Source organism: Marimonas lutisalis (genome assembly GCF_005434965.1).
GTDB classification, from domain to species: domain Bacteria; phylum Pseudomonadota; class Alphaproteobacteria; order Rhodobacterales; family Rhodobacteraceae; genus Marimonas_A; species Marimonas_A lutisalis.
In genome coordinates this window covers 274,669-287,401 of record NZ_SKCI01000002.1, presented here as the reverse complement: position 1 = coordinate 287,401, position 12,733 = coordinate 274,669, and the positions used below count along the sequence as shown (strand labels likewise).

The window sequence follows — 12,733 nt, the reverse complement described above, 5'->3', positions numbered from 1 at the left end:
CGAGTGGGAGACGGATATGGAAGGCCAACCGGAAATCGTTCAGCAGGCGATGGACTATGCGCTGCAGGGCTGGGAGATTGCCAAGGGCTGGCTGATGTCGCCCGCGGCCTGGTCGCAGTTCGGCCTGCTGATCGCGGCCTACCTGCTGGCGCTTCTGGTCGCGCGTCGCCTGAAACCGGTGATCTCGCAACTGCTGAGCCCACCTGAGGAACAGACCAACATCATCGCCAAGGCACGGCGTTTCGTGCTGCTCTTCCTGCCGCTGATCCTGCCGCTTCTGGCCTATGTCTTTACCGGCATCGGCGAATCCGTCACGCTCTCACTTTTCGGTTCGGGCGCGGTGATCGCCTTCGGCAAGCGGGTCTTCCTGCTCCTTGCCGCCCGCATCCTGGTGCGCGAGATCATCAGCGACCCGTTCCTGAAACTGCTGGGCCGCTACGTGCTCATCCCGGTGATGGCGCTTTATGCCGTGGGCCTTCTGGACCTTGTCACCGCGAAACTGAGCGAAACGGTGATCCAGCTGGGCAATATCAGCTTCTCGGTCATGGCGCTGGTGCGTGGGTTGATCGCAGGCTCGCTCCTTTTCTGGCTGGGCCGCTGGTCGAACGATCAATCCACCGCCTTCATCGAAAGCCAGGAAGAAATGCGCCCGGCCACCCGCACGCTGGCGCAGAAGGCGGCCGAGGTGGCGATCTTCGGCGCAGCCTTCCTGCTGTTGATGAACATCATGGGCATCTCGCTTACGTCGCTGGCCGTGCTGGGCGGCGCGATCGGCGTGGGTATCGGCTTTGGCCTGCAGCAGATTGCGTCGAACTTCATCTCGGGCGTGATCCTTCTGCTGGAGGGGCAGGCCACGGTGGGCGACTATGTCGAACTGGACGGCGGCGAGGCCGGCACCATCGTCAAGATGATGGCCCGCGCGACCATTCTGGAAACCTATGATGGCCGCTGGATCGTGGTGCCGAACGAACATTTCATCACCACCCGCGTGGTGAACTATTCCGACGCGGGCAGCGCCAATCGCTACGAGGCGCCGTTTTCGGTAAGTTACGACACCGATATCAACACCGTGCCCGCGATCATCGAAGAGGCCGTGAGCAAGCTCGATTTCGTGCTGACCGGCGGCGAAAACGGCGAACTGGACCCAGATTGCGAGCTGCGCGGCTTTGGCGACTCGGGCATCGATTTCGCGATCGAGTTCTGGGTGAACGGCATCGACGACGGCCGCAACAAGTTCACGCCGCGGGTGCTGTTCGCGGTCTGGAACGCGCTGAAAGAGCACGACATCGAAATCCCCTATCCGCGCCGGGTGATCGAGATGCGCAACCCGCAGACAGACGAGGCGTGAGCACGGCGCTGGTCATCGGTGCGGGCCCCGCGGGCCTGATGGCGGCGGAAGAAATGGCGCGCGCCGGATTGCGCGTGACCGTGGCCGAGGCCAAACCCAGCCCCGCGCGCAAATTCCTGATGGCCGGGAAATCCGGACTGAACCTGACCAAGGACGAACCGTTCGAGACCTTTCTTTCGGCCTATGGCGCGGCGGCGGAGAACCTGCGCCCTATGCTGGAAGAGTTCGGCCCGAACGAGGTGCGCGCCTGGGCCGAAGGGCTGGGCCAGGAGCTCTTCACCGGCTCGTCGGGCCGGGTTTTTCCGAAAGCGATGAAGGCCTCGCCGCTCTTGCGTGCGTGGCTGGCGCGGCTCGATGGGCTGGGGGTGACGCTGAACACCCGATGGCGCTGGCTGGGCGAGGCGCGGTTCGACACGCCGGATGGCGCGCGGGACCTGACCACCGATGTCACCGTTCTGGCCTGCGGCGGGGCAAGCTGGGCCAGGTTGGGCTCGGATGGACGATGGAGCGGGGCGTTTCCCGCCGATCAGATAGCTCCGTTCAAACCCGCCAACATGGGCTTTGTCATCGACTGGTCGGAACACATGACCCGGCATTTCGGCCAGCCGGTGAAGAACGTGATCCTGACAGCCGGCGCCAGCACGGCGCGCGGCGAGTTCGTGATCTCGGCGCGCGGGATCGAGGGCGGTGGCATCTATGCCGTCTCGGCGGCGATGCGCGACGGCGCAGCGCTGACGCTCGATCTTCTGCCGGACCTGAGCAAGGAGCAGATCCGCACCCGACTGGCCCGGCGGCGGCCCAAGGAAAGCCTGCCGAACACCCTGCGCAAGCGGCTGAACCTCGACCCCGTCAAACAGGCGCTGGTGATGGAATTCGCCCGCCCCCTGCCCGACGACCTGGCGCCGCTTCTCAAGGCTTTGCCGGTACCACACCGGGGCCCGCGCCCGCTGGACGAGGCGATCTCGACCGCGGGGGGCCTGCGGTTCGACGCGCTGGACCAGGGGCTGATGATCCGCGACCGGCCCGGATGGTTCGCCGCCGGTGAAATGCTGGACTGGGAGGCGCCGACGGGCGGCTACCTTCTGACCGCCTGCCTGGCCACGGGCCGCTGGGCCGGTCGGCATGCCGCGGGGTTCGTCACCTAGCGCGTCAAACGCGAGAGCAGGCCGCGCCTTGGCTTATCCGGCTCTTCGCCGGGCGGCAGCGCGTCGGGTTTCATCCGGCTCAGCACCCAGCGCGGCATGATCCGCTCGCCCGAGCTGCCACAGCTTGCGCCCATCTTCCAGGGATCGAACAATTTCACAAAGGCAGGTTCCGACGCGTCATCGGCAAACACGATCCCGCTGAACGAGCGATTGCGCACGGGCGTATACATCGCCTCGGCCTCGGCGATCAGCGCCTCGAACGCCTCGGCACTGGCCGGGGCTTCGGGCAGCGTGCCACTGTCGAGATCAAGGATATACCACGCCCCGCCGCTCTCCTTCAGCACCGGCCAGAATCTGTCGAACATGGGCCAGGTCGGAAAGCCGGCAAACCGGCCCTGGTAGGCGCGCCAATAGGGCGTGTCGGGCAAGGGGGGCAGATCGCTCATGCGGAGCAGTGTCGGACGCGGGGCCCGCGCGGTCAAGCCACCCTGCGCGGCGGGCAAAGAAAAGCCCCGCAGGCAGGGCGCCAGCGGGGCATGTCGTTTCGGTATCGGCCGGGGGATCAGTCCGGCTGTTCCTCGTCATCGCCCGAGGGCAGGTTGAAGAAGCTGTCGGCATCGAGGATGTCGTCCTCGTCCTTCTTCTCGTCCTCGTCATCGCCCGTCAGCGAGAAGGTCTCGAGACCTTCGATCGCCGTGGGGATCTTCGGTTCGGCTTCCATTCCAAGGCTCTGCTCGGTCGAGACCAGCTTGCGGCGCTCGTCGTCGCTCATCACTGCGCCTTCGGCGGCTTTCTTCTTCGCTGCCTTCTGCACCGCGCCGTCAAGCTCGGACTGTTTGCACAGGCCCAGCGCGACCGGGTCGATCGGCTGAATGTTGGCGATGTTCCAGTGCGTGCGTTCGCGGATCGACTGGATCGTCGGTTTGGTGGTGCCGACCAGCTTGGAGATCTGGCCGTCGCTCAGCTCGGGGTGGAACTTGACCAGCCACAGGATGGCCGCCGGGCGGTCCTGCCGCTTGGACAGGGGCGTATAGCGCGGGCCGCGGCGCTTTTCCTCGCCCACGGCGGCGGGGTTGAACTTTAGCTTCAGCTTGTGCACCGGGTTGGCCTCGGCCGCGTCGATTTCCTCCTGCGTCAGCTGGTTGTTGGCGATCGGGTCAAACCCCTTCACCCCGGCAGCCACGTCGCCATCGGCGATGCCCTGCACTTCCAGTTCGTGCATGCCGCAGAAATCGGCGATCTGCTTGAAGCTGATCGTCGTGTTGTCCACCAGCCAGACCGCGGTGGCCTTGGCCATGATCGGTTTTTCACCCATGTCGTCGCCTCCATAGCGCATATCTTCCCCGGGCATGACTTCCCTGTGCCCTGAATTGGGCTGGCCGCTGGGACCAAGGATCGAGTTGTCGGGGAACTCGCGGCGTATATAGTGCCGATGATAGCGGAAGGGAAGAGCGAATGCGGTATCTGGTGGCGGTGGTTCTGATGCTGTGGGCGGCGCTGGCGCGCGCCGATGGCGAACGCCCGGGTGTGTTCGACTATTACGTGTTGTCGCTCAGCTGGTCGCCCAGCTGGTGCGCGATCGAGGGCGATGCGCGCAACTCTCCGCAATGCGATGCGCGCCATGATTTCGGCTGGACGCTGCACGGGCTCTGGCCGCAATTCCATCGCGGCTGGCCCGCCTTCTGCCTCACGGTCGAACGCCAGCCGAACCGTGGCCTGACCAATGAGATGGCCGATATCATGGGGACCAGCGGCCTTGCGTGGTATCAATGGAAGAAACACGGGGTCTGTTCGGGGCTGTCGGCGCCCGACTATTACGCCCTGTCGCGCCGCGCATATGAAAGCATCAACCGCCCGGCGATTTTTCGCAAGCTGGCGAAACCCGTGAAACTTCCCGCGCAGATCGTGGAAGAGGCATTCCTGAAGGCCAACCCGGGGCTTGAGCCGGACATGATCACCATCACCTGCAAGCAGGGCCGCATCCAGGAGGCCCGCATCTGCCTGTCGAAGGACCTGACTCCGGTGCCCTGTGGCCGCGACGTGGTGCAGGATTGCCGGATGAAGGACGCGCTGTTTGACCCGATCCGCTGATCGCGCATTTGCCCGATGGGTGTCGGCGATGATCGCCATCAACCTGGCCTTACCCTTTGGTATGAAGCTGCTGGTCGGGCTCGCCCAGGGCCATCACATGCGGCTTGCTGCGGTCCTGATCTGCGCCGTCATCCTGGCCGCGCTGAACGGGTTTGCCGTTCCGCTGCACCCGCGCCTGCGCTGGTGGGTGCGGGGGATTTCCGCGCTCAACCTTTTGTCGACGCTGCTTTTGGGCTCCGTTGCCTTTGTCACTGCGCTGTCGGGATGGTGGTTGCTGCTCCGCTGGGCATCCGGGGGGCTTTGAGTAGCCAACGTATCCGCGTGGTCATGTGGCCGAGCGTTTAAGCGAAACAGACTGTTTCCAAGAATGGAAACATAACGTGTCGTCCGGTTGATATAGTGGGGGCACAATCCGCTGTTATTTTGCGGAGGATTGCAAACAGAAATGCGCTGACCAAGGGGGGCTGGCCATGGAACCGATTATCACCACCTACTCGGTGGACGGGTATACGATTTACATCAAGTATTGTTACGATTTCACAGTCGACGGTATGAACGACGTCCTGCTGTTCATCGAAGACACGGACCCGAGTGATCCGATCGCGGACACACTGGGGCTGGCCGTCGACATTCAGGGCGACGCGACCAGCGATCTCTTCTTCCATTTCGTTGGTGATGAAGACGGGACCGCCGGCACCGGACGGATCGACGCCAATGCGATCTCTGTATCATGGGTCGAGACCGGAACGGTCCTGCCGGTCTCGGACGGATATGATCTTGCCGGACGGATCGATTACGAAAACAGTGCGGATTCGCTGGTCATGATCATCTCCTCCGACAGCGACCTGTCCGCCGAAACACTTCTGGAAGGGTCGTCACTCTTTTTCACCTGGAGCGACGAGGCCGGCACGCACAGCTATGAAATGACAATTGGTGATCTCGAAAGTTGCGGCTGCGACGTGCCCGAACCGGGCATGGGAAATACGCCCGGCTTCTGGAAAAACCACCAGGCCATTTTCGAAGGCGAAACCGGCTTGTTGTTTGCAGATTCCTATGAGGAACTCTTCGGAGTTGATGTCGAAGGGAGCCGCAAGCTCTCTGACGACCCGACCCTGCAGGAGGCACTTAGCGCCCGGGGTGGCGGCGAGGCCGCACTGTTGCGGGCCTCTACCGCAGCAATGGCCAATGCAAGCAGCGACGATGTGAATTTTTCATATTTCGATGCCGGCTTCGACGCGGGAACGACGGCTCTTCTCGAGGGAATTGATATGAACGACGACTTCATTCTCTCCTCGAGCGAGATTGTTTCCGCTGTGCAGAGTGCCTTTGACGGTGATCTGGATATGCGAGGGCTGGCTGACGCTCTGGACATGATGAACAACATGCCCAGTGTTGAGGCCGATGCATTCATTTTCTGATCGGGCGCGCACCGCACTGCCGTGATAACGGCAATTTCGGAAGCGCCGCACGCGTTTGAGAACTGCAGTCGGAAAAGAAAACGACGCGGGGCATCCCCTCCCCGCGTCGAATTCCCTGATCAAGTGCGCTCTCAGATGGAGAGGTCGTCCAGGCTCTTGCCCGCTTGCAGCGCCTCGGTCACCCAGGCGGGGCGGCGTCCGCGGCCGGTCCAGGTCTGCGACGGGTCCGCCGGGTTGGCGTATTTGGGTGCAACCTTGCCGCGGGGTTTGCCTTTGCCGCGACGACCTTTCGTCGCTTCCGCACCGGTCAGTTCTTCCAGGGAAAATCCCATTTCCTTGGCCTTTTGCTCCAGCGCAGCCAGTGCTTTTTTCTTTTCGCGCTCTTCGAATTTCGAAATCGCTTTCCCGACCTTTTTTTCAAGCGATTTGAGTTCGCCAAGCGACATGGCATTCAGATCCGCCATTGTAATTTTGTTCTTCTCTGCCAAGTTTCTTCCCCCGAGCAGTTTTTTTGTTTCGTGAGTGTTTGGAACCAATATCCAATGACGAAGAACACTCTTTCTTTGCCCGGCAATTGCAAGAAATTCTTTCAAAAACGTAAAAAATACGCGGGTAATTTCCGTTTTACGTGCATCCGGTAAGAAGTAGACGCCATTTAGCACCTATTGGGGGGTGCTAAATGGCGTCAAAATCCGATCTCCGGAAAACCCTAGATTTCAATAATCGTGGATCCGGTTGTTTTCCGCGCTTCCAGCGCTTCATGTGCGGCGCGGATATCATCCAGTTTGAACCGCTGGCCGATATTGATTTTCACATCACCCTTTTCGACCTTCTCGAAAAGATGCTTGGACATCGCCTGGCAGGTGTGATGATCGGCAATATGGGTAAACAGTGTCGGCCGGGTGATTTTCAGCGATCCTTTTTGCCCCAGAAGGCCGATATTCACCGGCGGTACGGGCCCCGAGGCATTGCCGAAGGAAATCATCATGCCCAATGGTTTCAATGAATCGAGCGAGCCTTCGAACGTATCGGCGCCCACCGAATCCATCACAACGTCCACGCCATTTCCATCGGTCAATTCGCGCACCTTTTCGGCGAAATTCTCGCTGCGGTAATTGATGCAATGCGTGGCCCCGTGATCGAGCGCCATCTGGCATTTTTCATCCGTTCCTGCCGTGCCGATCAGGTTGATCCCTTCCGAGCGCGCCCATTGGCAGGCAATCAGGCCCACGCCGCCCGCGGCTGCGTGAAACAGCACGGTGTCGCCCTTCTGAATGGGCGTGGTGCGGTGAAACAGGTATTGCACCGTCAGGCCCTGCAGCATCATCGCGGCGGCGGTATCGGTGCCGATATCGTCTGGCAGCTTCACCACCTGCGCGGCCGGCATCACCCGCGCCTCGCAGTACGATCCCGGCGGCATGCTGGCATAAGCCGCGCGGTCACCGGCAGCCAGGTGGGCCACCCCCTCGCCCACGGCCTCAACCACGCCTGCGCCTTCCATACCCAGCGCCAGCGGCAGGTCATTGGGATAAAGCCCGGTGCGCTGATAGACGTCGATGAAGTTCAGCCCCGAATACTCGTGCCGGATACGAATCTCGCCCGAGCCCGGATCGCCCACCGCACGGTCGACGATCTGCATTTTCTCGGGTCCGCCGAATTCTTCGATGATGACTGTTTTTGTCATTGGTCTGTCTCCCTGTGAAATGGGCCTAGCCCACCTTCAAAACGATCTTGCCCACATGCCCCGGACTTTCGATCCGGGCATGGGCCTCGGCAGCGTTTTCCAGGTCAAACTCGCTGTCCATCACCGGCGCCACCGTGCCTGCGTCCAGCAACGGCCAGACATGGGTGCGCAGCTCTTCGGCGATCCGCGCCTTGGCCAGATCCGATTGCGGACGCAGCGTGCTGCCCGTGATCGTCAGCCGCCGCGCCATCACCTGCGCGAAATTCAGCTCGACCTTGGGCCCCGACAGGAACGCGATCTGCACCAGCCGCCCGTCATTGGCGAGCGCGTTCACATTGCGCGGAATGTAATCGCCCCCCACCATGTCGAGGATCAGGTTAGCCCCGCCCTCGGCCTTCAGCACCTCGACAAAATCTTCCGATTTGTAGTTGATCGCCCGCTCGGCCCCCAGGTCGGTGCAGACCTTGCATTTCTCATCCGATCCGGCGGTGGCAAAGACCCGCGCGCCAAAGTGGTTCGCCAACTGAATGGCCGTCGTCCCGATGCCGGAGGAGCCGCCATGCACCAGGAACCGCTCGCCCGCCTGCAATCCGCCGCGCATGAAGACGTTGGTCCAGACGGTGAAATACGTTTCCGGCAGGCAGGCGGCTTCTTTCATCCCCATGCCCTCGGGCACCGGCAGGCAATGCGCCGCCGGCGTCATCACGTATTCGGCATAGCCGCCGCCGGGCAGCAGGGCGCAGACCTTGTCGCCCACTTTCCACTCGGTCACGCCGGGGCCGACCTCGGCAATCTCGCCGCTGGCCTCGAGGCCGGGCAGGTCGCTCGCCGTGGGGGGCGGCGCGTAATTTCCCGCCCGCTGAAGCGCGTCGGGCCGGTTCACGCCCGCCCAGGCCACCTTGATCACCACCTCGCCCTGCCCGGCGGTGGGCCGGGGGCGCTCGCATGGCACCAGAACCTCGGGCCCGCCCGGTTTCGAGATTTCAACGGCTTTCATCATCTCTGTCATCTCTGCTCCCTCAGTTTCCCCAATGGCCGGGCATGTCATCCCCGGATTTCGGCGCGCGGATACGCCCCAGCATGTCCAGCGGCCCCTTCAACAGCCGCGACAGTGCTTCGTTTTCCTGCACCTTCGCCTTGAACGTCTCAAAGCGCATCACGTCCTCGATCCGCCGGTCAAGAAAGGCCCAGGTCGCCGCGTGCCCGTCGCTATCGTCCCCCAACCAGTAAAGCACGGTCGAGGAATAGACCCCGCTCAGCGTCATCCGCTTCGTGTACCAGTTGATGTCGTCGCTGGTGTCGCCCAGCGTGCGCCAGATCAGGTCGCAGGTCTCCCAGATCAGCCGCGCACCGTCGGCGGCATGTTGCGGCAGCGCGAACAGGGCCATGCCGCGCCGCACCACCTCGCGGTCCTCGATCACCTCCAGCCGGTAGCGCACCGCCGCCGCGATCCGGTCGCGAAAGCGCATCTGGCCCAGGTCGGCCTGTTCCAGCCGCTGCACCATCTGGCGGTCGCCGCGCTTGTGATAGGCAATCGCCAGGTCCACCGCCCCGCGCGGGCAGAGGCCCCGCGCCAGGCCCATCTCGACGCCAGCATCCGCTACGGCGGCCTGGAACGTCTCCTCGCCCCAGCCGTCGAACGGCACATGCATCAGCGCGGCATCAAGGATTTTTTCGACAGTATCCGACATGATCCGACTCCTTCGCCGCCACCCTAGACAAATGAAAACCAAGTTGCTATACGCCGGGCTCCTGCTAATCCAGTAACTCAAACCTAGAAAGGTGGTGACAACCACATGCAGGTGACCGTTCGCGATAACAACGTCGATCAGGCGCTTCGTGCCCTGAAGAAGAAGTTGCAGCGTGAAGGTGTCTTCCGCGAAATGAAGCTTCGGCAGCATTTCGAGAAGCCCTCCGAGAAAAAAGCGCGCGAGAAAGCCGAGGCAATTCGCCGGGCCCGTAAACTGGCCCGTAAGAAAGCCCAGCGCGAAGGCATGCTCTGAGCAGCCTGATCTCCGACATCTCGGAACGTGAATGAGACGACCCCCGCGGCCCAGCCCCGGGGGTTTGTCATTTCCGGGGGATCGGGCGCGACACCGAGCGCCGGTTTGACCGGCGTCATTGCAGGCCCGCCGCGCCCCCGCATATCCTGCCTCCGGTAAAAGCCATGTCGATGGAGGGCGCCATGAAGATACTGATCGGATATGCCACCAGCGAAGGGATGACCCGGAAAATCGCGCGCCATGCCGCAGACCGGGTGTATGACGCGGGCCACACTGTCGAAATGCTGGGCCTCGCCGATGCCGGCGACGTGGACCTGGCGCGCTTTGACCGGGTGATCCTGGCCGCGTCCATTCACGCCGGGCATTACCAGCGCGATTTGACAGATTTCGTATCGGCGAATGCCACGGGGCTCGCTGGAAAGCCGACGCTCTTCCTGTCCGTTTCATTGGCCGCCGCCGGCCATGACGCCGAGGACTGGAAGGCGCTGGATCGCATTCTTGAGGAGTACCAGGAGGCGACCGGCTGGACACCGGGGCAGGTGGCGCAGATCGCCGGGGCCTACAAGCCGTCGGAATACGATATTTTCCGCCGGTTCATCATGCGCCGGATCGTTGCCGGCAAAGACCCCGAGGCCGACCTGGACAGCGACAAGGAATATACCGACTGGCCGGCGCTGGATGCACTGATCGACGATTGGATGGCTGCGGCGCCGTCATAGGTTGCACGGCCCGCGCGGCCCGTGCAGCGGCGCACATCCCGGTCTCTCCATTCCGGGCCTTCCATCTTGTGCGCGCTCATGCCTTACTCGCGGCGATCCAAGCAAAGGAGACGCGCGATGACTGACAGCTACACACCTCCCAAGGTCTGGACATGGGAACAACAGGAAGGCGGGCGCTTTACCAATATCAACCGCCCCATCTCGGGTGCGACGCATGAAAAGGACCTGCCCGTCGGCAAGCACCCGCACCAGCTCTATTCGCTGGCCACGCCCAATGGCGTGAAGGTGACGGTGCTCTTCGAAGAGCTTCTGGCGCTCGGCATCGAAGAGGCCGAATATGACGCCTGGCTTATCCATATTCTCGAAGGCGATCAGTTCTCATCGGGCTTCGTGTCGGTCAACCCGAACTCGAAAATCCCGGCGCTGATGGACCATTCTACGGAAACGCCCACGCGCGTCTTCGAATCCGGCGCGATCCTTCTTTACCTGGCCGAGAAATTCGACCGCTTCCTCGGATCGAATCGGCCGGAAATGCTGTCATGGCTGTTCTGGCAGATGGGCAGCGCGCCCTACCTGGGCGGCGGCTTTGGCCATTTCTACGCCTACGCGCCCGAAAAATGGGAATACCCGATCAACCGCTTCACGATGGAAGTGAAGCGCCAGCTTGACGTGCTCGACCGGCGGCTCGCTGACAACCATTTCCTGACCGGCGCGGATTATACCATCGCCGATATCGCCAACTGGGCCTGGTACGGGCAGCTGGCCCTGGGCCGTCTTTACGGCGCGGCCGAATTCCTGGATGTCGAAAGCTACAAGCACGTGCAGCGCTGGGCGCAGGAGATCGACGCGCGCGAACCGGTGCGCCGCGGCCGGATGGTGAACAAGGCCACGGGCGACGCGAAGTTCCAGCTGCGCGAACGCCATGACGCGGGCGATTTCGAAACGAAAACCTGGGACAAGATCGGCGACGGTAGCTGATTTGAACGCCGCGGCCGCCTGACCGGCGGCTGCGGCCCACGCCCGCAAATCGCCACATTTTGATCATCTTTTCGGCACGCCTGTGAACGAGTCATGTTCACAAGGGGGCATCGCACTGACACGCGCGGATCCGCAGGATCTGCCCTGCCGATCGAGGTCAACATGCCCGGAAAACCAATCGTTCACCCCCTTGTCGATCTTCTCAGCGATCCGCCTGAACAGATGCCATCGGAATGGCTCAAAGATCTTCTGCAAGACCTGCTGGAAGAAAACCCGTCCGATGTATTCCAGTTCGAGCCGTTTCCCCTTCCACCTGCTCCCGAGGCGTTTCACGCCATACACGCGGCACCGAGCGGCTTGTCGGGGAACGCCATAGAGGCATTTTTCGGAAATGGTCCCGCGAATGATGGCGTGATCCAGCTGGACTTTGGCGGATTCGATGCCAAGCCCTCGTCGCCCGGCGGCGGCAAGGGTGGCGGCGGCAGTGACGGCGGCGGTGGCGGCGGCGGTGGCAAAGGCGGCGGAAAACCCGACAAGGGCGGCGATTCCGGCGGCGGCACCACCGATCCGGGCACCGTGCTCGACTCCTATACAAGTGGCGGCGATGCCGCGACCGCTTACAACATCACCGTCGAATTCATGGGCACCTGGACCGAAGGCCTGCAAAGCGCGTTCATCGACGCGGCAGACTATCTCAGCTCGATCATCCTGGCCGATCTCCCCGATGAAATCTACAATGGCCAATATTTCGATGACCTGACGATTTCGGCCACGCTGACGGACATCGACGGATCGGGCGGCATCCTGGGCCAAGCCGGCCCGACGCTGGCACGCGACGGCACCTACCTGCCGCTTGCGGGCATCATGGAATTCGACATCGCCGACGCCGAAACCTTCGATGGCTATGGCCTTTGGGACGATATCGTACTGCATGAAATGGTGCATACGATGGGCTTTGGCACTTTGTGGTCCTACATGGGGCTCACCAGCGGCTCGGTCGCGACCGGTGACATGCGTTTTACCGGCGAAATCGCCACCGCGCTTTACAACAGCGAGTTCGCGGACATCGCCAATGCTGATCCGGACTCGGCCAATGGCGTGCCGGTGGAAACCGATGGCGGCGCAGGCACGGCCGGCGGGCACTGGGACGAAACGATTTTCACCAACGAGATCATGACGGGCTATATCAACAACTCGAACTATATCTCCGAGATGTCGATCGCCGCCCTGGAAGACATGGGCTATGACACGGTCATCGACGATCCCAACGATCCGTTCGACCTTTATGGCACGATCCCGGTCGATCCGCTTTCTGACGCGATCGTCTGATCACCGCACAAATGCAGC

Annotated in this window: 15 protein-coding genes; 9 read left to right on the top strand and 6 right to left on the bottom strand. The window is 62.2% G+C overall.

Annotation, left to right across the window (positions count from 1 at the left end):
• Window positions 1-16 precede the first annotated feature (16 nt).
• Entirely contained in the window at window positions 17-1,348 is a 1,332-nt protein-coding gene (locus E0501_RS09530; protein WP_137701146.1) for a mechanosensitive ion channel family protein, read from the top strand.
• Entirely contained in the window at window positions 1,345-2,493 is a 1,149-nt protein-coding gene (locus E0501_RS09525) for a TIGR03862 family flavoprotein (RefSeq protein WP_137701145.1), read from the top strand. The genes E0501_RS09530 and E0501_RS09525 overlap by 4 nt, the downstream gene beginning before the upstream one ends.
• Here E0501_RS09525 and E0501_RS09520 read toward each other — a convergent pair.
• The gene (locus tag E0501_RS09520; RefSeq protein ID WP_137701144.1) at window positions 2,490-2,939 is read right to left on the bottom strand and encodes a hypothetical protein; all 450 of its coding nucleotides are present in this window, start codon (window positions 2,937-2,939) and stop codon (window positions 2,490-2,492) included. The two genes, E0501_RS09525 and E0501_RS09520, sit on opposite strands and share 4 nt — an antisense overlap.
• A gap of 116 nt (window positions 2,940-3,055) precedes the next feature.
• The gene (locus E0501_RS09515) at window positions 3,056-3,829 is read right to left on the bottom strand and encodes a DUF1013 domain-containing protein (RefSeq protein ID WP_235857803.1); all 774 of its coding nucleotides are present in this window, start codon (window positions 3,827-3,829) and stop codon (window positions 3,056-3,058) included.
• 119 nt (window positions 3,830-3,948) lie between these two features.
• On the opposite strand from E0501_RS09515, the gene E0501_RS09510 reads away from it, so the two are divergent.
• The 3 genes from E0501_RS09510 (at window position 3,949) to E0501_RS09500 (ending at window position 6,002) form a co-directional block, all read left to right on the top strand.
• A complete protein-coding gene (locus E0501_RS09510) occupies window positions 3,949-4,584 on the top strand; it encodes a ribonuclease T2 family protein (RefSeq protein WP_137701143.1) in 636 nt (211 codons plus the stop codon).
• 19 nt (window positions 4,585-4,603) lie between these two features.
• Window positions 4,604-4,888: a hypothetical protein gene (locus E0501_RS09505; protein WP_137701142.1), complete on the top strand. Its 285-nt coding sequence runs from the start codon at window positions 4,604-4,606 to the stop codon at window positions 4,886-4,888.
• 166 nt (window positions 4,889-5,054) lie between these two features.
• The gene (locus tag E0501_RS09500; protein ID WP_137701141.1) at window positions 5,055-6,002 is read left to right on the top strand and encodes a hypothetical protein; all 948 of its coding nucleotides are present in this window, start codon (window positions 5,055-5,057) and stop codon (window positions 6,000-6,002) included.
• A 131-nt stretch (window positions 6,003-6,133) separates the two neighbouring features.
• On the opposite strand, the gene E0501_RS09495 is transcribed toward E0501_RS09500, so the two are convergent.
• The 4 genes from E0501_RS09495 to E0501_RS09480 form a co-directional block, all read right to left on the bottom strand.
• Complete coding sequence (locus tag E0501_RS09495) at window positions 6,134-6,466, bottom strand: H-NS histone family protein (protein WP_193555897.1); 333 nt, start codon at window positions 6,464-6,466, stop codon at window positions 6,134-6,136.
• A gap of 245 nt (window positions 6,467-6,711) precedes the next feature.
• On the bottom strand, window positions 6,712-7,686 hold the full coding sequence (locus tag E0501_RS09490; protein WP_137701140.1) for a quinone oxidoreductase family protein: 975 nt from the start codon (window positions 7,684-7,686) through the stop codon (window positions 6,712-6,714).
• Window positions 7,687-7,711: 25 nt separating this feature from the next.
• Complete coding sequence (locus E0501_RS09485) at window positions 7,712-8,695, bottom strand: NAD(P)H-quinone oxidoreductase (RefSeq protein ID WP_137701139.1); 984 nt, start codon at window positions 8,693-8,695, stop codon at window positions 7,712-7,714.
• A gap of 10 nt (window positions 8,696-8,705) precedes the next feature.
• On the bottom strand, window positions 8,706-9,377 hold the full coding sequence (locus tag E0501_RS09480; RefSeq protein WP_137701138.1) for a COQ9 family protein: 672 nt from the start codon (window positions 9,375-9,377) through the stop codon (window positions 8,706-8,708).
• Window positions 9,378-9,482: 105 nt separating this feature from the next.
• Between E0501_RS09480 and rpsU the strand changes: the two genes are divergently transcribed.
• From rpsU to E0501_RS09460, 4 genes are all read left to right on the top strand, one after another.
• Window positions 9,483-9,689: a 30S ribosomal protein S21 gene (gene rpsU, locus E0501_RS09475; RefSeq protein WP_137701137.1), complete on the top strand. Its 207-nt coding sequence runs from the start codon at window positions 9,483-9,485 to the stop codon at window positions 9,687-9,689.
• A gap of 182 nt (window positions 9,690-9,871) precedes the next feature.
• Window positions 9,872-10,408, top strand: coding sequence for a flavodoxin domain-containing protein (locus E0501_RS09470; RefSeq protein WP_137701136.1), 537 nt, complete (start codon window positions 9,872-9,874; stop codon window positions 10,406-10,408).
• A 117-nt stretch (window positions 10,409-10,525) separates the two neighbouring features.
• A complete protein-coding gene (yghU, locus tag E0501_RS09465; protein ID WP_137701135.1) occupies window positions 10,526-11,386 on the top strand; it encodes a glutathione-dependent disulfide-bond oxidoreductase in 861 nt (286 codons plus the stop codon).
• 162 nt (window positions 11,387-11,548) lie between these two features.
• Window positions 11,549-12,715, top strand: coding sequence for a leishmanolysin-related zinc metalloendopeptidase (locus E0501_RS09460; RefSeq protein WP_137701134.1), 1,167 nt, complete (start codon window positions 11,549-11,551; stop codon window positions 12,713-12,715).
• Window positions 12,716-12,733: the final 18 nt, after the last annotated feature.